Below are 17,837 nucleotides of genomic sequence, written 5' to 3'. Positions count from 1 at the left end.
CCCCGCTGAGTTGGACCATCCGGCTCAGCGGGGCCGCGCATTTTTCCGAACGCCCGGAAGGAAAGCCAAGCCATGACGCAAGTGTCGATGGATGCCATCTCCGTCATCCGTACCAAGCGGGACCGCGGTGAACTGAGCGACGAGCAGATCGACTGGGTCATCGACGCGTACACCCGCGGGGAGGTGGCCGACTACCAGATGGCCGCCCTCAACATGGCGATCCTCCTCAACGGCATGAACCGTTCCGAGATCGCCCGCTGGACCGCCGCGATGATCGCCTCCGGCGAGCGCATGGACTTCTCGTCCCTCTCCCGCCCGACCGCCGACAAGCACTCCACGGGCGGCGTCGGCGACAAGATCACGCTTCCCCTGGCCCCCCTCGTCGCCGCCTGCGGCGCGGCCGTCCCGCAGCTCTCCGGCCGCGGCCTCGGCCACACCGGCGGCACCCTCGACAAGCTGGAGTCGATCCCCGGCTGGCGCGCGCTGCTCTCCAACGAGGAGATGCTCTCCGTACTGGAGGGAACCGGCGCTGTCATCTGCGCGGCGGGCGACGGCCTGGCTCCCGCCGACAAGAAGCTGTACGCCCTGCGTGATGTCACGGGCACGGTGGAGGCGATCCCCCTGATCGCCTCGTCCATCATGTCGAAGAAGATCGCCGAGGGCACGGGCTCCCTGGTCCTGGACGTGAAGGTCGGCACGGGCGCGTTCATGAAGACGATCGAGGACGCGCGTGAACTGGCGTCCACGATGGTGGGGTTGGGCACCGACCACGGCGTGAAGACGGTCGCGCTGCTGACGGACATGTCGACCCCCCTGGGCCTGACGGCGGGCAACGCCCTCGAAGTCCGGGAATCCGTCGAGGTGTTGGCGGGCGGCGGCCCCTCCGACGTCGTCGAACTGACCATCGCGCTGGCCCGCGAGATGCTCGACGCGGCCGGCATCAAGGACGCCGACCCGGCGAAGGCCCTGGCCGACGGTTCGGCGATGGACGTCTGGCGCCGGATGATCGCGGCCCAGGGCGGCGACCCGGACGCGGAACTGCCGGTGGCCCGCGAGCGCCAGGTGGTGACGGCCCCGGCCTCCGGTGTTCTCACCCGCCTCGACGCCTACGACATCGGTATCGCCGCCTGGCGCCTGGGCGCGGGCCGCGCCCGCAAGGAGGACCCGGTCCAGGCGGGCGCGGGAGTGGAGATGCACGCCAAGCCGGGCGACGTGGTGACAGCGGGCCAGCCTCTGCTGACCCTGCACACCGACACTCCGGAGCGCTTCGCGTACGCCCTGGAGGCGGTCGAGGGCTCGTACGACATCGGCGCGGAGGGCACCGCGTTCACGGCTTCGCCGGTGGTGCTGGAGCGCATCGCCTGATCGGTCGTCGGGGGAGTGGGAGAGGAGCCGGGCTTTCAAGTCCCGGCCCCTCCTGCCTACTTGGGGCCCGGTCCTACATCAGATGCCGGGCGTAGAACCGGAACGCGTCCTCCGACTCGAACCACGGAGTGCCCGTGTGGCCGCCCATGTTGGCGTGCAGGGTCTTCTCCTCGGTGCCGAAGGAGTCGAACAGATCCAGGGCCCGCTGCCGGGGGTTGCCCTCGTCGTCCCACTGGAGCAGGAGCAGCAGCGGGATGGTGACCTGCTTGGCCTCCTCGCGCTGAGCGCGGGGGACATAGCCCCCGGCGAAGAAGCCGGCTGCCGTGATGCGCGGCTCGGTCACCGCGAGGCGGATGCCGAGGGCGGTCCAGCCCGAGTAGCCGACCGGGCCGCCGACCTCGGGCAGTGCGAGGACGGCGTCCAGGGTGGTCAGCCATTCCGGGGCCGCGTTCTCGACCAGCGGGCCGACCAGGGACTCGAAGATCTCGTCGGTCGGCTCACCGGCCCGCATCGCCCGGCCGAGGTCGGCGCGGAGCTGTACGTCGGCAGCGGAACGGGGACGGTCGCCGCAGCCCGCGGCGTCGATGGTGACCGCCGCGTAGCCGGCCGCCGCGGTGGCCCTGGCCCGGGCCACCAGCCGGGGCTCTGCCTTGGGCAGGCCGTTGTTGTGGGCGACGACGATCAGCGGAGCCGGTGCGGTGGAGTCGGGCGTCCACAGGGTGCCGGGGATCTCGCCGAGGGTGAATTCGCGTTCGAGGACGCCGTCGTCGAGGCGCTGCTCGGAAGTGAGCTGCATGGTCGTGCCTTTCGGGAGAGCTCAGAACGGCGCTCCCGGACGACCTATCGCCCGACCGTGACCCCGGAGGAGAGCACCCATGTCGTTGATGTGTTCACGGGTACCGCCTCCTCGTTCTCTCGCACGGCCTGCGGAAAGGTAGCAGTGGCCGCCATGGTCGGCCAACGGGTTTTACGGCGGCCCTGAGACGGGCCCCGGCTCACCCGAGCAGCGCCGCGATCACCACCAGTACCGGCACCGACAGAATCGTCGACAGCAGGATCGAGTCCCGGGCCAGTCCCTCACCCACGCGATAGCGGCTCGCGTACGTGTACAGGTTCTGCGCACCGGGCAGCGCCGATGTCACCACCACGTCGAGCAGCGCCGACCCGTGCAGGCCGAACACCCCCACCGCCAGCGCCCAGGCGATCGCCGGCTGCCCCACCGACTTCAGGGCGACCGACAGCAGCACCGGCCACCGCTCGACACCGCGCGCCGGCATCGCGCTTCCGCGCAGCGAGATGCCGAAGCCGAGGAGGACGGCCGGTACCGCCATGTTGCCGATCAGAGTGAGCGGATCCATCACCGGGCCCGGGACGTGCACGCCGGACGCCGCCACCGCGACCCCGGTGAGGGAGCCGACCGCGACCGGGTTGCGCACGGGCGTGAGCAGCCGTAGCCACCAGGGATCCTTCTCGCCCCGGTCCGACAGGTCGAGGACCGTGAGGGCGAGGGGGCTGACCACCACGAGCTGGAACAGCATCACCGGTGCCACCAGCGAGGCGTTGCCCAGGACGTACACCGAGATCGGGATGCCGAGGTTGCCGGAGTTGACGTAGCTGGAACAGAGCGCGCCGATCGTCGTACGGCCCACACCCCAGCCGCGTGCCACCCCCACCGCTACGAACACACCCGCCACCGCCGCCGTGCTCAGCACCGTCACGAGCAGCCAGCTGGAGAAGACCACCGAGAGGTCGGCCCGCGCGAGGGTGGTGAACAGCAGGGCCGGGGACGCCACGTTGAAGGCCAGCTTGGTCAGTACGTCACGGCCGTTCTCGCCGAGGGAGCCGCGCAGGCCGAGCAGATAGCCGACGGCGATGACGACGCCGATGACCGCGAACCCGGTCAACACCCCCTGCACGGCGCCTCCTCGGCGGCTGCGGCGCGCGGGAGGGCGTCGGGTATCCAGGGCGGGGCTGATCCGTGGGGCATACAGCAAACCTAGGCGGTCGCTCCCGATGAGTTACGACCGCCCACCCGGTCTACCGATCGTGGACGCCATGACACCCGCTGTACTCGTGCCGAACCGCCCCGTCACCCGTGACGAGGTGATGCGGCTCTGCGACGAGGTGCGGCGGCTGCTGGAGGCGACCGGCGCCGGGGTCGTCCTCGTCGCGGTCGAGACCGTGGGGCCGGGGCCGCCGGGGCTCGGTACCGTCGATCTCCTGGCCCGCCTTGAACTGACCGCGCGGCGGGCCGGTGGCCGGATCAGGCTCCGCGGGCCCAGCCCCGGACTACGCGCCCTCCTCGATCTGGTCGGGCTCCGCTTCGAGATGGAGGGGCAGGTCGAACAGCGGGAACCAGCGCTCGGTGTCCAGGAAGAAGTGGAACCCGGTGAGCCTGCCGTCTGAGATCTCCAGGACCTGCACCGACCAGGGGCTGAAGCCGCCCGCCTCCGGGTCCGGCTTGTACTGGGCGAAGCCCGGCAGGCCGTTCACCTCCACCGGGATCAGGCGGGAGCCCTCGCAGGCGGCGCCGATCGTCGTCATGAAGCCCGTGATGTCGTCGTGGCCGGTCAGCCACAGGTCGAACGGCGGCATCGTCATGATGGCGTCCTCGTGCAGCAGCGCCGTCAGGGCCGCCATGTCGTAGCCCTCGAAGGCCGCGACATACCGCTCCAGGAGTTTCTTCTGCTCGTCGTCGAGCGGGTCGGAGACAGTCGCGTCGGCCGCCTTCTCGTCCCGCTCGGCGAGGGTGGCGCGGGCCCGCTGCAGCGCGCTGTTGACCGACGCGACCGAGGTGCCAAGCAGCTCGGCGACCTCGTTGGCCCGCCAGGCCAGCACCTCGCGCAGGATCAGCACCGCCCTTTGTTTGGGCGGCAGTTGCTGCAGGGCGGCCATGAACGCGAGCCGCACCGACTCCTTGGCGACGGCGGCCTCCGCCGGGTCGACGACAGTGGGCAGCACGCGCGCGTCCGGCATCGGCTCCAGCCAGGTGTTGTCCGGGCGGGGCGACAGGGCGGCCTGGGCGAGCGGGGTGGAGTCGCTGAGGTCGACGGGCCGCGCCCGTTTGTTGCCCGCGGACAGCATGTCCAGGCAGACGTTGGTCGCGATCCGGTACAGCCAGGACCGCAGACTGGAGCGCCCCTCGAACTTGTCGTAACTCCGCCAGGCGCGGACCATCGTGTCCTGCACCGCGTCCTCGGCCTCGAAGGAGGAGCCGAGCATGCGGTAGCAGTACCCGGTCAGCTCGACGCGGTGTTTCTCCAGCCTGATGTCGAGGTCCGTCGTAGTCACAGCGCTGTCACTCATGGTCTCGCCCACCCACCCCTGTGGCCGTTCTTCCCTTACCCCGAAACGTAGCGCAGCCCACTGACAATGGCGTCCGGAGTGGCTGAACGTGCAGGTCAGGAAGGTTTCACTACAGGGTTGGGCGAATGTGACCGCTCAGGCGGCGGCGAGTCCCCGCTCCACCCGCGCCGCCCGCGACCCGAGCACCGTGATCGTCACGACGCCCAGCACCGCCAGGACGCCCACGCCGACCGTGCCCGCCCAGCCGCCCGCGTGGAACGCCAGCGCGCCGACCGTACTGCCGGTGCTGGAGCCGATGTAGTACGCGGACTGGTAGAGGGCGGAGGCCTGGGCGCGCCCGGTGGTCGCTGTCTTGCTGACCGCCGAGGACGCGACCGCGTGCCCCGCGAAGAAGCCCGCCGTGATCAGCACCAGGCCGAGCAGGACCAGGGGCAGCGAGTCGGCGAGGGAGACCAGCAGACCCGTGGCCGTCGTACCGCCCGCCAGATACAAGGCTCCCCGACGCCCGAGCCGGCCGACCAGGCGGCCGGCCGTGGACGCCGACACAGTCCCCACCAGATACACCAGGAAGATCGAGCCGACGATGCCCTGGGGGAGGGAGAAGGGGGCCTCGGTGAGGCGGTAGCCGATCACCGTGTAGACGCCGCCGAAGACCGTCATGAACAGGGCGCCGATCGCGTACAGCCGGCACAGCAGCGGGTTCGCGAGGTGGGCGCGGACCGTGCGGGCCAGGACACGCGGGCGCAGCGAGCCCGGCGTGAAGTGCTGCGGCGCGGGGAGAAGGAGGCGGAAGGCGACCGCGCAGCCGACCGCGATCAGACCGATCACCCCTACGGCGACCCGCCAGCCCCACTCCTGCGCGACCCACCCGGTGATGACCCGGCCGCTCATCCCGCCGACGCTGTTGCCCGCCACGAACAGGCCGATCGCCGTGACCAGCGCCTTCGGCCGGACCTCCTCCGCCAGATACGCCGTCGCCGACGCGGGCAGCCCGGCCAGCGCGGCCCCCTGGAGGAACCGCAACACCACCAGCGCGCCCAGCGACGGCGCGAACGGCACCAGGACCCCGATGCTCACCGCGACCACCAGCGACGCGGTCATGACCGTACGGCGTCCAAAACGTTCCGACAACGCGCTCATCGGCAGGACGAACAGCGCGAGTCCGCCGGTCGCCGCCGCCACCGTCCAGCTGGCCGCGCTCGCCGCCACCCCGAACTCGCCGGAGATCAGCGGCAGCAGGGCCTGCGTGGAGTACAGCAGCGCGAAGGTCGCCACACCCGCGAGGAAGAGCGCGAAGCTCATCCGGCGATAGCCGGGACCACCCGGCGTCAGCCGTGAGTCGGGGGAAGGGGAAGTGGTGGCGGCGGGGGCGGGGGGCGTGGCGGCCACGGCGGTGGACGCCCCGGTATCGGCGGGAGACATGCTTCGAAGCTACGTACGCTCCCGCTCATCCGTCCAATGCACGGAAACGCCATAATCGTTCCCATGGAGCATCAGTACAGCTCACAGGCTCACCTGTCACCGTCCGGTGACACAGAAGACATCGTCGCGCTGCTCGCGCCCCGGCTCGCGTACTTCGCCGGTGTCGCCCGCACCGAGCACGTCACCCGGGCCGCGCAGGAGATGCAGGTCCCGCAGTCCACCCTGTCGCGGGCCATGGTCCGCCTCGAACAGGACCTGGGCGTCGACCTGTTCGCCCGCAGAGGCCGCACGGTGTCGTTGACCCCCGCCGGCCGCACCTTCCTCACCTCGGTCGAGCGTGCCCTTGCCGAGATCGGGAAGGCCGCCGACGAGGTCCGCGCCGACGCCGACCCCACCACCGGCAAGGTCGCCTTCGGCTTCCTCCACACCCTCGGCTCGGAGACCGTCCCCGAACTCATCCGCGCCTTCCGCGCCGACCACCCCCGCGTCCGCTTCAGCCTCGTCCAGAACTACGGCGAGGCCATGCTGGAGCGGCTGCGCGCGGGCGAGCTGGACCTGTGCCTCCTGACCGCCCCGACCCTCGACGCCCCCGACGTCGTGGCCCACCGCCTCGACGTGCAGAAACTCCGCCTCGTCGTCCCGGCCGACCACCGCCTGGCGTCCCGCAGGCGGATCCGCCTCGCGGAGGCGGCCGACGAGACCTTCGTGACCCTGGAACCGGGCTACGGCCTGCGCCGCATCACCGACGACGTCTGCGCGGAGGCCGGCTTCCGCCCGAAGATCGCCTTCGAGGGGGAGGAGGCGGAGACGCTACGGGGCCTGGTGGCGGCGGGGCTGGGAGTGGCCCTGCTCCCCCCACCGGCCGTACCCCGCCCGGGAGTTGCGGAGCTGACGGTCACGGCCCCGAAGGCGGTACGGGAGATCGGCGTGGCCTGGCTGGACGGCCGCCCGGACACACCCCCGGTGGCCGCCTTCAAGAAGTTCCTGCTGTCGAGGAGGGGCAACCTGCTGCCCGAATAGGGAAGTTCAGGTGCCGGACCCGCACGACCAGCTTCCCGGTGGCGCGGTTGTGCTCCATGTCGTCGTGGGCCTGCGGGACTTGCTCCAGGCCGTCGTACACGCGGTCCACGGGGAAGGCCAGTTGGCCGCCGGCGATCGCGTCCAGGATTTCCTGGAAGGTCTCTTGGGGGAGGTCGGAGGCGTCGCCGAAGTAGCCCGCGAGGCGTACGCCCCTGGGCAGGTACTCGTTGGGGGAGAAGTCACGGACGGTCCACTGGTTGGAGAGGCTGCCGCCGAAGCAGGCCGTGCCGTGGACGCGTACCGCGCGCAGGGTGTCGGAGAGGGTCGGGGTGCCGACCAGGTCGAGGGCGGTGTCGACGCCGTCCGGGTACAACTCGCGTACGGCAGGGGCTACTTCGCCGGTGTCGAGCACGGGGTGGTCGACACCGTGCTCCTTCAGCAGCGGTAGCCGGTCGGGGCGCCGGGTGGTGGACAGCACCGTGGCGCCGCGCCGGCGGGCGAGCGCGGCGGCGGCCAGGCCCACCGAGGAGGTGCCGCCGCGGATCAGCACGGTCTGGCCGGGGCGCAGGTCGAGGCCGACGGTGAGGGAGCCGTAGGCGGTCTGCACCATCTCGGGCAGGGAGCCCAGCACCTCCCAGGGCAACTCGGTGTCGACGGCGATCACTTGAGCCAGTGGCACCGACGTGTACTCGGCATAGCCGCCGTCGTAGGTACGCCCCATGTCCCCCATCATCGCGACGACCTTCTGCCCGGGCACCAGCCCGCTGCCGGCCGGGGCCGCGTCGACGGTACCGGCCGCCTCGATACCCGGCACCCGCGGAAAGCTGACGCCCTCGCTCACCCCCAGCCGCAGCTTCAGCTCCGACCGGTTGAGCCCGAACGCCTCGACCCGGATCCGCACCCAGCCGTCCAGCTCGGGCGGGAGGGGAAGCGTGGTCAGTCGCAGGTTGTGTACGGGGCCGGGGCCGGAGAGCCGTACGGCACGCATGGTGGTCGGCGAGGACGTCGTCATGGGCCTGCCTTCTTCCCGGGCGAGGAGGAGAGTCGGTCGGCGGGCATCAACGTCCGGTGGCCTGGGCTTCATTCCCGACTCGCCCCGGACACCGGCCAGTTGGCCGCTGTGCCGCGCGGTGGCGGCGCGGGCGTATGTCCGGGCTGGCTCGGGACGCTGGCCGGTCGGTCGCCGCGCCGGGCGGGCGCGACCGGATCACTTGCGCAGGGAGTGCCTGAAGCCTGCCGTCGGCGCTCCCGACTCGCCCCGGACGCAGGCCGGTTGGCCGCTGTGCCGTGCGGTGGCGGCGCGACCGCATGCCCCGGCCGGCTCTGGGTCCTGGCCGGTCGGCCGCCCTGTCGTGCGGTCGCGTCCGGTTCACTTGCGCAGGGAGTGCCTGAAGCCTGCCGTCGGTGCATTCCCGACTCGCCCCGGATGCAGGCCGGTTGGCCGGGTGCCACGCGACGGTGGCGCGAGCGCCTGTCCCGACTCGCCCCGGGCGCGGGCCGGTTGGCCGCTTTGCCGTGCGGTGGCGGCGCGATCGCATGTCCGGCTGGCCGTGGGCGCCGGCCGGCCGCCGCGCCGCGCGCTCGTGCCGGGCTCACTTGCGCAGGGAGCGTCTGAAGCCTGCCGTCGGTGCATTCCCGACTCGCCCCGGACGCAGGCCGGTTGGCCGGGTGCCACGCGACGGTGGCGCGAGCGCCTGTCCCGACTCGCCCCGGACGCGGGCCGGTTGGCCGCTTTGCCGTGCGGTGGCGGCGCGACCGCCTGTCCGGCTGGCCGTGGGCGCCGGCCGGCCGCCGCGCCGCGCGCTCGTGCCGGGCTCACTTGCGCAGGGAACGCCTGAAGCCCGCCGCCACCGCATTGCCGACTCGCCCCGGGCGCGGGCCAGTTGGCCGCTGCGCCCGCAGTAGCGGCGCGCCTGCATTGCCTGCCCGCCACCCGGGTTTGCGCCAGTCGGCCGCCGCGCCCGGCTCACTTCCGCAACGAACGCCCGAACCCCGCCGCCAGCGGCATCCGCAGTCCCAGCGGCGGCGGAGCCTGCAGCGCGTCCTCCACCGGGCGGGCGAACGCCCGTCCGAACAGCGCGCCCAGTACGAAGTCCTCGGTCAGTGCGTGTACTTCCTGGCGGTGCTGGTGCAACGCGTGGCCGTCGGAGTGCACTTCGAAGCGGCACACGTCACGGTTCGCCTTCTTCGCCCGGGCCGCCAGGCGGAACGACAGTTCGGGATCGGCACGTTCGTCGTTCGTGCCGTGCACGATCAGCACCCGCCGGCCCACCAGCTGCTTCACCGGTTCGGGTGGCGCGGCCACATCCTGTTCGGGCAGCCAAGGAGCCAGCGCCACAACGGAGTTGACCGCCTCGTGCCCGGCGGAGCGCAGCGCGGCCCGCCCGCCCATGTCGACCCCGGCGAGACACACAGGCACGTCGCCGTAGCGTCGTACGGCCTCGTCCACCGCCCAGGTGGTGTCGTGCGCGAGATACGCCTCGCTGCCGTTCCAGCCGCGGCAGCGGTAGTGGACGACATGCGCGGCCAGCCCCTCCGTGGCGCCCGCCCGGGACAGCCGGCGCCCCAACGTCCGTACGGAGGCCGTCGCCAGGAGAGGGGAGGGCCTGCGGGCGGAGACCTCATCGCCGCCGGGGAGCAGCAGTACCACGCCGCTCACCGAGGTCGGTTCGGGACCGAGCGCTCTCCCCAGCCGGGCCGTCCGAACCGGCGTCGCTTGCTGTGCCATGACAGAACAGTGTCAGAAGTGAGCGTGTACGCCATCCTTCCGTGCGGTCACCGTTACGTATCGACGGATTCGTACAACGGGCGATCTACGCGCGTAGGAGTTAGAGTGCGGAAATGACGAGCCAGAGCACCCCGAACACCCCGACGTCGGACCAGATCCGCCGGGCGCCGAAGGTTCTGCTGCACGACCACCTCGACGGCGGCCTCCGCCCGGGGACGATCGTCGAACTCGCGAGGGACGCCGGGTACACCGGGCTCCCCGAGACCGACCCGGACAAACTCGGCGTGTGGTTCGCCGAGGCCGCCGACTCCGGTTCCCTGGAACGGTACTTGGAGACCTTCTCGCACACCGTCGCCGTGATGCAGACCCAGGACGCGCTGATCCGGATCGCCCGCGAGTGCGCGGAGGACCTCGCCGAGGACGGTGTCGTATACGCCGAGGTGCGGTACGCGCCCGAGCAGCACCTCGACGGCGGGCTCAGCCTCGAAGAGGTCGTCGAGGCAGTCAACGAGGGCTTCCGGCAAGGGGAGTCGCTGGCCCGCGAGAACGGCCGCCGGATCCGCGTCGGCGCCCTGCTCACCGCCATGCGGCACGCCGCCCGCGCCCTGGAGATCGCCGAACTCGCCAACCGCTACCGCGACCTGGGCGTCGTCGGCTTCGACATCGCGGGCGCCGAGGCCGGGTTCCCGCCCACCCGGCACCTCGACGCCTTCGAGTACCTGAAGCGCGAGAACAACCACTTCACCATCCACGCCGGCGAGGCCTTCGGACTGCCGTCCATCTGGCAGGCGCTGCAGTGGTGCGGCGCCGACCGGCTCGGGCACGGCGTGCGCATCATCGACGACATCCAGCTCCAGGACGACGGCACGGTCAAGCTCGGCCGGCTCGCCTCCTACGTCCGGGACAAGCGCATCCCGCTGGAACTGTGCCCCAGCTCCAACCTCCAGACCGGCGCCGCCGACTCCTACGCCGAGCACCCGATCGGGTTGCTGCGCCGGCTCCACTTCCGGGCTACGGTCAACACCGACAACCGGCTGATGTCCCACACCAGCATGAGCAGCGAATTCGAGCACCTTGTCGAGGCGTTCGGTTATTCGCTCGACGACATGCAATGGTTCTCCGTCAATGCTATGAAGTCAGCATTCATTCCTTTCGATGAACGACTCGCGATGATCAATGACGTGATCAAGCCGGGTTATGCCGAGCTGAAATCCGAATGGCTGTTCCGGCAGACGGCTTCCACCAGCGGTTCTGTGTCCGAAGAGGGATGAACGGGACTGAGTGGAGGGCAGGGAATGCGGGCGGGTGTTCACAATCCGTCCGCATTTCGATGTTTGCGGCGGGCGGCTTCGCGTGTTTACGGTCTTGGACCGCTCCCCGTCATCCATTCAAGGACGCATTCACCATGAAGCAGTCTGCTGCCAAGACCCTCGGTGTCGCCGCCCTCGGTGCCGCCTTCGCCGCCGTCGGCGCGGGTGCCGCGAGCGCGGCTCCGGCGGTCCCGGACACCACCCAGGTACTGGGCGCCGTGACCCACACGCTGCCCGCGGAGAACGTCACCAAGGCGCTGCCGGGTGCCGGCGAGGCGCTGAGCCAGGCGCAGCCCGCGCTCGCGGGCGGTCTCTCCGCCGTGCAGCCGGCCGCCGAGAAGGTCCTCTCCGACGGCCCGACCGCGCCCGTCGCCCGACTGTTGGGCGGCCTCCCGCTGTCGCGGACGGGCCTGCCCACGCACGGCCTGCCGCTGAACGGCGTTCCGCTGGGCTGAGGTCCGCTGGGCTGAGGTCCGTTGGGCCGAGCCCGCCCCCGAACGCGCCGATGGGGCGCGCCCCCGGACGAGGGGTGCGCCCCATCGGCGTACGTGCGCCGGTGTCTTGGCAGGCTTCGGTGGGTCACCAGGCCTCGGTGCGCACCTTGTCCTCTGACGGGAACAGGATCCACAGCGCGATGTAGAGCAGGAACTGCGGCCCGGGCAGCAGACACGAGAGCAGGAAGATCACCCGCATCGTGGTCGCGGAGGTACCGAAGCGCCGCGCCAGCGCTGCGCACACTCCGCCGATCATGCGGCCTTGGGTGGGGCGGGCAATGGCGGTCATGTTGCGCACACTCCTTTTTTGGGTCGTTCGCCTTCGGGGGCGCCTCAGCCGGTGTCGAGAGCGTGAACGCGCTCGACGCTGCGCGCCTCCGCGCGTTCACGCTCTCGACACCGGCGCGCCCCCTGCGGCTCTCTCCCGGCCGACGCGTGGGGACACTGGCCCTTGGTGGGCCCTGGGCGTTCGTTGTTGTGGGCGGGTTGCCCAACTGCCCTCAACGGTACGGAGGCGGAGGCCTGCGGGCGTCGCTCTACGGTGCGATGCCGACCCTGGGAATCGTCGGGGTCCGTCCCTGAGTCGCTTCCTCCTGGAGGAGGGGCGCGGGGAGGGGGCTCTCGCCCCTGCGGCGGAGCCAGGCGCGGGCGGCGGGGACGATGGCGGCGTGCGCGAGGGCCACGCCCACCGTGTTCATGAGCAGCGAGTCGACGTCCACGACCTGGCCCGGCACGCCGGTCTGCAGCAGTTCGATGCCGAGTGAGATCAAGGCGCCCGCAGCGACCGTACGGATCAGGGACGCGAGCGGGGAGACATGCAGCCGGCCGCTCACCATCGGGAGCAGGACGCCGAGCGGAGCCAGCAGTGCGAGGCCCTCACCGATCCGCTTCGTCGCCTCCGGCCAGCCCAGCGCCAGATCGGCCCGGATGCTGGCCAGCGGGTGCAGGTTCGGCGGCATCACCCAGGGGACGTCCCGCGGGCGCAGCGTGACCCAGGCGACGAGCACGAGATGTGCGACGAGGAGGACACCCCCTGTCACACGGACGCGAATCGCGGCACTGCCGCCGATGGAGCCTTGACGCTGCACGCCCCACTAGACGCCCCCTCCGGCACGATCGGTTCCGGGTAGGGCCCAAGCACCAAGCTGAGGCTTCCGCCACACCCCTCCTTTCCGGCTTGTTCACCTCCGGGGCGCCGGGCGGCAAGTGGAGGTCCGGCTCGCGGAGTGCCACCAGAAGGAGGGTGGGAAGGGCGGCTCCTGCACCGTGTGCAGCGGCCCCGTGCAGAACACCACGAACGCGCGCACCGCCAAGGTTTCGTACAAGGGCCACGAGGGCGAGACCGTCAGAGCTGCACGGACTCCCTGCGGAAGCTACGACGTGGTGGACACGGACTTTGTTTCACGGGGCATCTCGATCAGGCACCCCGTGCCGTCCTCGGCACCGGCGCGTCCCGTCGGCCCACCCGCCCCGTCAGCCGTCCGTCACCTCGGTGGAGGGCGGAGCCTTCGTGCCGGGGGCGGAGCGGACGTCGTCCGTGCATTCGTAGCGGCGCAGCGGGGTGTCGTCGGGGCCGCCGAGGATGACGGAGCCGTCGCCCTCGGCCGCGGCCGAGTCGGAGAACGTACAGACGATCTGGGCGAGCGCGTACGACGTCAGGTCGGCCGGTGAATTGCTCAGCCGCAACGCGTCCTTGGGGTCCTTGGCGCGCGGCCCGCTGACCGTCATGCCGCCCCGCACGTCGGTCGTGTACCGGGCGTCCTTCTCGCCCGGCGACGGCGACTGTGCGAGCTGGTCCAGCAGCCCCTGCGCCACGATCACGCGCCGCTGCACGTCCGCGGTGCCGTCCGGCACCTGTACGGTCCGGTCGACGGTCACCAGCGACGACCCGCACAGCAGGAACACCTGCACGGGCACCCCGCGCGCGGCCTGCGTCGACACGTCCGGCTCGGTGAGCGTGCAGGGCACCATCGAGGGCGCGGGCCCGAAGTCGGTCGGCACCTCCGTGGCCCGGATCCCGCAGCCGGCGAGCAGCAGTCCGAGCAGTGGGAGAGCCATCAACCGGCGTACCGTCATGAGGGGTTCCCCTTCGAACTGTCCCCTTCGCCCTCGCCCTTGTCGGTCTCCTCCGTGAGTACGGAGGCGTCCCTCGGCAGCCGCAGGGTGAACACCGCGCCGCCGTCGGGGGAGTTGGCGGCGCTGATGCCGCCGCCGTGGATGTGGGCGTTCTCCAGGGCGATGGAGAGGCCGAGGCCGCTGCCCTCGGAGCGGGGGCGGGAGGCGCTCGCCTTGTAGAAGCGGTCGAAGACGTGCGGGAGGACGTCCTCGGGGATGCCGGGGCCGTGGTCGCGGACCGCGATGACGAGGTCGTCGTCCTCCAGGCGGACCGACACCCGGACCGGGGAGCCGCCGTGCTTGAGGGCGTTGCCGATGAGGTTGGCGAGGATGACGTCGAGGCGGCGCGGGTCGAGCCGGGAGTGGATGCCGCGTTCGGCGTCGAGGTCTACGGCGTCCAGCCAGGCGCGGGCGTCGATGCAGGCGGTGATCTGGTCGGCGAGGTCGACGTCGTCCAGGACGAGGCGGGCGGTGCCCGCGTCGAAGCGGGTGACCTCCATCAGGTTCTCGACGAGGTCGCCGAGCCGCTTGGTCTCGCTGACGACGAGCCGTACGGCGGGCTCGATCATCGGGTCCACGCTGCCGGTCTCGGCGTCGAGTTCCTCCTCCAGGACCTCGACCACGGCGGTGATGGCGGTGAGTGGAGTCCGCAGCTCGTGGGACATGTCGGCGACGAAGCGGCGCGAGGCGTCGTCCCGGGCGGCCATGTCGGCGACCCGCTTCTCCAGCGCCTCGGCGGTCTGGTTGAACGTCCTTGAGAGTTCGGCGAGTTCGTCCGTCCCGGACACGCGCAGTCGGGTGTCGAGCTTGCCCTCGCCGAGCCGGCGGGCGGCGATGCCGAGCCGGTGCACGGGCTTGAGGACGGTCGTCGCGGCGGCCTGCGCGAGCAGCGCGGAACCGATCAGCGCGAGCCCGGTGGCGATCCCCAGCGACCAGGCGAGGGAGTTGAGATCCTTCGCCTCCGGCTCAAGTGACTTGAGCATGTAGCCCGTTGGACCGCCGCCGATCATCCTCGTACCGGCCACCAGGAACGGCGTGCCGTGCTCGGTGACCCGCTGCCAGTACAGGTGGTACGGCTCCTTGTTGCCGTCGGTCACCGACTGCTGCTTGTTCACCGCCGTGCGCAGCGACTTGGGCACGTCCTCCAGCGAAAACCCGTTCAGGCCGCCCGAGTTGCCGTAGACCGTCTTGGCGTTGGAGTCCTGGGCGACCAGCAGGACGCTGAAGCGCTGGCTGCTGTTGGCCATCTGACCGGCCGTGCGCATGAGTTCGTCCTGCGTGGGGTGCAAGGGCAGGGCGCCGGCGTGGTTCTGCATCTCCTGCCGGAAGTCGCGCAGTACCGCGTCCTGGGCGCGGGTGAGGACGGCCTCGCGGTTGAGCCAGTAGGCGATGCCGGACGCGGACACGGCGGCGGTCAGCGCGACCAGACCGAAGACGACCACCAGCCTGAGGCGCAGGCTGGTGAACCGCAGCCGCCACAGAACTCCCTTACGACCCGGGCGCCAGCCGCGGATCCCCCCTGGTGCGTCGGTCACTGAGGCGAGTCCAGGCGGTAACCGACGCCGCGCACGGTACGGATGAGCGTCGGGGACGAGGGCACGTCCTCGACCTTGGCGCGCAGCCGCTGGACACAGGCGTCCACCAGCCGCGAGTCACCGAGGTAGTCGTGCTCCCACACCAGGCGCAGCAACTGCTGCCGGGACAGGGCCTGTCCGGGCCGCCGGCTCAGTTCGAGGAGCAACCGCAGCTCGGTGGGCGTGAGTTGGAGGTCCTCGCCGTTCTTCGTGACGGTCATCGCGGCCCGGTCGATGACCAGCGAACCGAACGAGGCCGCGTCGTTGGACTCCCGCTCCCCGCGCCGCAGCACGGCCCGGATGCGGGCATCCAGCACCCGCCCCTGCACGGGTTTGACCACGTAGTCGTCGGCGCCGGACTCCAGTCCGACGACGATGTCGATGTCGTCGCTGCGCGCGGTGAGCAGAATGATCGGCAGCGTGTCCGTGCGCCGGATACGACGGCACACCTCGAAACCGTCGATGCCGGGCAGCATCACATCCAGCACGATCAGGTCCGGCCGCTGCTCACGCAGCAGCTTCAGACCGTCCTCGCCGCTGGCAGCGGTGGCTACCCGGTGTCCCTGGCGCGTCAGCGAGAGCTCCAGGGCCGTCCGGATGGCGTCGTCGTCCTCGATCAGCAACAGGGAAGGCACGGGGCTCATTCTGGCCCATGTGGGGGCGGTGTTTCGACACCTGCACGGGTACACGCCCGTAGCGCTCCTTTCTGTGACCGGACTGTCCGTTTTCTGAGGGCAGCCGCAGGGACCCACCCCTGTGACAGGTCTGTGACAGTCGGGGGACACGTCCATGAAGTGCCCCGGGCAGGATTTTCGGCACAGGCAAGGAACCACGAAGGAACCAAGCCGGAACATCCGAACACCGGGCAAGTCCACTACGGGGGGCGCGAGATGAGCACGCTGCACAGCACCAGCAACAACGCAGTCATCACGCGTCTGCACGACGTCACCCGGGGTTCCGAGAAGTCCGGTGCCGTGAGCGGGCGGGGGTGCGTTCGCGGTGCCGGGCGTCAGCACACCGGTTACATGACGGTGGTTGACGCGCACACGGGGGAAGCGCATGGGGGAAGCGGGTACAGGGAGGACACGGGGGAGCGTCGTTCGCTGTCGGAAGCGGAGTTCACCGCCTACGTCCAGGAGCGCCGCGCCTCCCTGTACGCGACCGCCTACCACCTGACCGGCGACCGCTTCGAGGCCGAGGACCTGCTGCAGAGCGCGCTGTTCTCGACGTACAAGGCATGGGACCGGATCAGCGACAAGGCCGCGGTCGGGGGCTACCTCCGCCGCACCATGACGAACCTGCACATCAGCGCGTGGCGCCGCCGCAAGCTGAACGAGTACCCGACCGAGGAACTGCCGGAGACGCCCGGCGACACGGACGCGATGCGCGGCACCGAACTGCGCGCGGTCCTGTGGCAGGCGCTGGCCCGGCTGCCCGAACTCCAGCGCACCATGCTGGTCCTCCGTTACTACGAGGGCCGCACGGACCCGGAGATCGCGGAGATCCTCGACATCAGTGTCGGCACGGTGAAGTCCAGCATCTGGCGGTCGCTCCGCCGCATGCGCGAGGACGAGGTCCTCAGCTTCGGCCGTGACGAGGAGGACGCCTTCGGGGAGCTCGTCGCCTGAGGGTTGGGGGGGAAGTAGGTAACGGGGGAGCACGAAGGGGACCACGGGGGATCGGCGCTGGGGGGTGCCGACGGGGTCCTGGGGGGATCACGGGGGAAGTACCACGGGGGAATGAGGGAGCGGGACTGGAGGGCCGGGGGGTCCGTCCAGTCCCGCTCTTTGTTGTCTACGAGGGGGAGGGCGCCGGAGTCGTGCGTACCGGCCGCCGTCCGACCGCCGCCGCGGCCAGCCGGCCCAGCGCCTCGTCCTTGTCGCAGGCGTACGCGCCGAGTGCCGTCTGCCGGGCCACGATCGAGCGCTCCAGCCGCATCAGCCGCCAGCCGCGCCGCAACAGGAACGGCACGGACTTACGGCCCTCCCTGAGATCCCGCAGAAAACGCCGCCGGAAGGTGCGCACGGGACCCCGGCTCAGGCACAGCGCGTCCGCGAGGACACCCAGCTCCCGGCACCGGGTGATGACCTCGGCCGCGAAGATGCCCTCCGCTATGAAGAGCGGGGTCCGGCCCACATCGACAGCCTCGGTGCCCGTGCGGGCGCTCAGCGAGATGTCGTAGACCGGCACATCCGTACGACCCGTGCGGCACAGCTCGACGATCGCGGCGACCGCGACCTCCGCGTCCCAGGAGTCGGGATGGTCCCAGTCGATGTCCGAACTCCCCGCCACCAGTGGCAGCGTCGGGTCGTCGCCCTCCTTGTAGAAGTCGTCGAGCCGCAGCACGGGAAGACCGGAGCGGGCCGAGACGAGGGACTTGCCGGAACCCGAGGGGCCGCACAGCAGCACGACACGGGCCGGTGACGGGGAAAGGATGCTCACGGGACACCAGTTTGACGTATTCCGTACGTCCTGCCGACCCCGCGGGTCGGCATTGGAACGC

The 17,837-nt window shown here is 71.0% G+C and carries 18 protein-coding genes; 6 read left to right on the top strand and 12 right to left on the bottom strand.

Annotated elements, in window-relative coordinates; genetic code table 11:
- Window positions 1-81: 81 nt before the first annotated feature.
- Complete coding sequence (locus OH768_RS19935; RefSeq protein ID WP_406465351.1) at window positions 82-1,365, top strand: thymidine phosphorylase; 1,284 nt, start codon at window positions 82-84, stop codon at window positions 1,363-1,365.
- A gap of 73 nt (window positions 1,366-1,438) precedes the next feature.
- Here the strand turns inward: OH768_RS19935 and OH768_RS19930 are convergent, their stop codons facing one another.
- Both OH768_RS19930 and OH768_RS19925 read right to left on the bottom strand, forming a co-directional pair.
- A complete protein-coding gene (locus OH768_RS19930) occupies window positions 1,439-2,161 on the bottom strand; it encodes an alpha/beta hydrolase (RefSeq protein ID WP_406455448.1) in 723 nt (240 codons plus the stop codon).
- A gap of 199 nt (window positions 2,162-2,360) precedes the next feature.
- On the bottom strand, window positions 2,361-3,281 hold the full coding sequence (locus OH768_RS19925; RefSeq protein ID WP_406455446.1) for an AEC family transporter: 921 nt from the start codon (window positions 3,279-3,281) through the stop codon (window positions 2,361-2,363).
- Window positions 3,282-3,378: 97 nt separating this feature from the next.
- Between OH768_RS19925 and OH768_RS19920 the strand changes: the two genes are divergently transcribed.
- The gene (locus tag OH768_RS19920; RefSeq protein WP_406455444.1) at window positions 3,379-3,771 is read left to right on the top strand and encodes an STAS domain-containing protein; all 393 of its coding nucleotides are present in this window, start codon (window positions 3,379-3,381) and stop codon (window positions 3,769-3,771) included.
- Here OH768_RS19920 and OH768_RS19915 read toward each other — a convergent pair.
- A complete protein-coding gene (locus OH768_RS19915) occupies window positions 3,655-4,671 on the bottom strand; it encodes a sigma-70 family RNA polymerase sigma factor (RefSeq protein WP_406455442.1) in 1,017 nt (338 codons plus the stop codon). The two genes, OH768_RS19920 and OH768_RS19915, sit on opposite strands and share 117 nt — an antisense overlap.
- A 135-nt stretch (window positions 4,672-4,806) precedes the next feature.
- Complete coding sequence (locus OH768_RS19910) at window positions 4,807-6,093, bottom strand: MFS transporter (protein WP_406455440.1); 1,287 nt, start codon at window positions 6,091-6,093, stop codon at window positions 4,807-4,809.
- Between the two features lie 63 nt (window positions 6,094-6,156).
- Between OH768_RS19910 and OH768_RS19905 the strand changes: the two genes are divergently transcribed.
- Window positions 6,157-7,113, top strand: coding sequence for a LysR substrate-binding domain-containing protein (locus OH768_RS19905; protein ID WP_406455438.1), 957 nt, complete (start codon window positions 6,157-6,159; stop codon window positions 7,111-7,113).
- Here the strand turns inward: OH768_RS19905 and OH768_RS19900 are convergent.
- Window positions 7,067-8,125, bottom strand: coding sequence for a zinc-binding dehydrogenase (locus tag OH768_RS19900; RefSeq protein WP_406455436.1), 1,059 nt, complete (start codon window positions 8,123-8,125; stop codon window positions 7,067-7,069). The genes OH768_RS19905 and OH768_RS19900 overlap by 47 nt on opposite strands.
- A 954-nt stretch (window positions 8,126-9,079) precedes the next feature.
- On the bottom strand, window positions 9,080-9,841 hold the full coding sequence (locus tag OH768_RS19895) for an alpha/beta hydrolase (protein WP_406455434.1): 762 nt from the start codon (window positions 9,839-9,841) through the stop codon (window positions 9,080-9,082).
- Between the two features lie 113 nt (window positions 9,842-9,954).
- Here OH768_RS19895 and OH768_RS19890 point away from each other — a divergent pair, with 113 nt between their 5' ends.
- Together OH768_RS19890 and OH768_RS19885 are read left to right on the top strand one after the other, a co-directional pair.
- Window positions 9,955-11,112: an adenosine deaminase gene (locus OH768_RS19890; RefSeq protein WP_406455432.1), complete on the top strand. Its 1,158-nt coding sequence runs from the start codon at window positions 9,955-9,957 to the stop codon at window positions 11,110-11,112.
- A gap of 134 nt (window positions 11,113-11,246) precedes the next feature.
- The gene (locus OH768_RS19885; protein ID WP_406455430.1) at window positions 11,247-11,606 is read left to right on the top strand and encodes an ATP-binding protein; all 360 of its coding nucleotides are present in this window, start codon (window positions 11,247-11,249) and stop codon (window positions 11,604-11,606) included.
- A 124-nt stretch (window positions 11,607-11,730) separates the two neighbouring features.
- On the opposite strand, the gene OH768_RS19880 is transcribed toward OH768_RS19885, so the two are convergent.
- From OH768_RS19880 to afsQ1, 5 genes are all read right to left on the bottom strand, one after another.
- Window positions 11,731-11,934 carry a PspC domain-containing protein gene (locus OH768_RS19880; protein ID WP_026178268.1) on the bottom strand — a complete coding sequence of 68 codons (204 nt, stop codon included), beginning with the start codon at window positions 11,932-11,934 and terminating at the stop codon, window positions 11,731-11,733.
- Between the two features lie 247 nt (window positions 11,935-12,181).
- Window positions 12,182-12,733 carry a VanZ family protein gene (locus OH768_RS19875; protein ID WP_406455427.1) on the bottom strand — a complete coding sequence of 184 codons (552 nt, stop codon included), beginning with the start codon at window positions 12,731-12,733 and terminating at the stop codon, window positions 12,182-12,184.
- A gap of 385 nt (window positions 12,734-13,118) precedes the next feature.
- Window positions 13,119-13,721, bottom strand: coding sequence for a hypothetical protein (locus OH768_RS19870; protein ID WP_406455425.1), 603 nt, complete (start codon window positions 13,719-13,721; stop codon window positions 13,119-13,121).
- A complete protein-coding gene (locus OH768_RS19865) occupies window positions 13,718-15,295 on the bottom strand; it encodes an ATP-binding protein (protein ID WP_406455423.1) in 1,578 nt (525 codons plus the stop codon). The genes OH768_RS19870 and OH768_RS19865 overlap by 4 nt, the downstream gene beginning before the upstream one ends.
- A complete protein-coding gene (gene afsQ1 / locus OH768_RS19860) occupies window positions 15,292-15,969 on the bottom strand; it encodes a two-component system response regulator AfsQ1 (RefSeq protein ID WP_406455421.1) in 678 nt (225 codons plus the stop codon). The genes OH768_RS19865 and afsQ1 overlap by 4 nt, the downstream gene beginning before the upstream one ends.
- A 255-nt stretch (window positions 15,970-16,224) precedes the next feature.
- On the opposite strand from afsQ1, the gene OH768_RS19855 reads away from it, so the two are divergent.
- Window positions 16,225-16,962, top strand: coding sequence for a SigE family RNA polymerase sigma factor (locus tag OH768_RS19855; protein WP_019066937.1), 738 nt, complete (start codon window positions 16,225-16,227; stop codon window positions 16,960-16,962).
- Window positions 16,963-17,128: 166 nt separating this feature from the next.
- On the opposite strand, the gene OH768_RS19850 is transcribed toward OH768_RS19855, so the two are convergent.
- On the bottom strand, window positions 17,129-17,776 hold the full coding sequence (locus tag OH768_RS19850) for a uridine kinase (protein WP_406455419.1): 648 nt from the start codon (window positions 17,774-17,776) through the stop codon (window positions 17,129-17,131).
- Window positions 17,777-17,837 lie beyond the last annotated feature (61 nt).

The organism is Streptomyces sp. NBC_01622 (assembly GCF_045209635.1).
Taxonomy (GTDB): domain Bacteria; phylum Actinomycetota; class Actinomycetes; order Streptomycetales; family Streptomycetaceae; genus Streptomyces.
This window is presented reverse-complemented; position numbering and strand designations above follow the sequence as displayed.

What these genes read in the sequence shown, in the direction of transcription:
- OH768_RS19930 (WP_406455448.1), bottom strand. Translation starts at nt 2,161, where the DNA reads ATGCAGCTCACTTCCGAGCAGCGCCTCGACGACGGCGTCCTCGAACGC.
- OH768_RS19920 (WP_406455444.1), top strand. Translation starts at nt 3,379, where the DNA reads ATGAGTTACGACCGCCCACCCGGTCTACCGATCGTGGACGCCATGACA.
- OH768_RS19915 (WP_406455442.1), bottom strand. Translation starts at nt 4,671, where the DNA reads ATGAGTGACAGCGCTGTGACTACGACGGACCTCGACATCAGGCTGGAG.
- OH768_RS19910 (WP_406455440.1), bottom strand. Translation starts at nt 6,093, where the DNA reads ATGTCTCCCGCCGATACCGGGGCGTCCACCGCCGTGGCCGCCACGCCC.
- OH768_RS19905 (WP_406455438.1), top strand. Translation starts at nt 6,157, where the DNA reads ATGGAGCATCAGTACAGCTCACAGGCTCACCTGTCACCGTCCGGTGAC.
- OH768_RS19900 (WP_406455436.1), bottom strand. Translation starts at nt 8,125, where the DNA reads ATGACGACGTCCTCGCCGACCACCATGCGTGCCGTACGGCTCTCCGGC.
- OH768_RS19895 (WP_406455434.1), bottom strand. Translation starts at nt 9,841, where the DNA reads ATGGCACAGCAAGCGACGCCGGTTCGGACGGCCCGGCTGGGGAGAGCG.
- OH768_RS19890 (WP_406455432.1), top strand. Translation starts at nt 9,955, where the DNA reads ATGACGAGCCAGAGCACCCCGAACACCCCGACGTCGGACCAGATCCGC.
- OH768_RS19885 (WP_406455430.1), top strand. Translation starts at nt 11,247, where the DNA reads ATGAAGCAGTCTGCTGCCAAGACCCTCGGTGTCGCCGCCCTCGGTGCC.
- OH768_RS19880 (WP_026178268.1), bottom strand. Translation starts at nt 11,934, where the DNA reads ATGACCGCCATTGCCCGCCCCACCCAAGGCCGCATGATCGGCGGAGTG.
- OH768_RS19870 (WP_406455425.1), bottom strand. Translation starts at nt 13,721, where the DNA reads ATGACGGTACGCCGGTTGATGGCTCTCCCACTGCTCGGACTGCTGCTC.
- OH768_RS19855 (WP_019066937.1), top strand. Translation starts at nt 16,225, where the DNA reads ATGAGCACGCTGCACAGCACCAGCAACAACGCAGTCATCACGCGTCTG.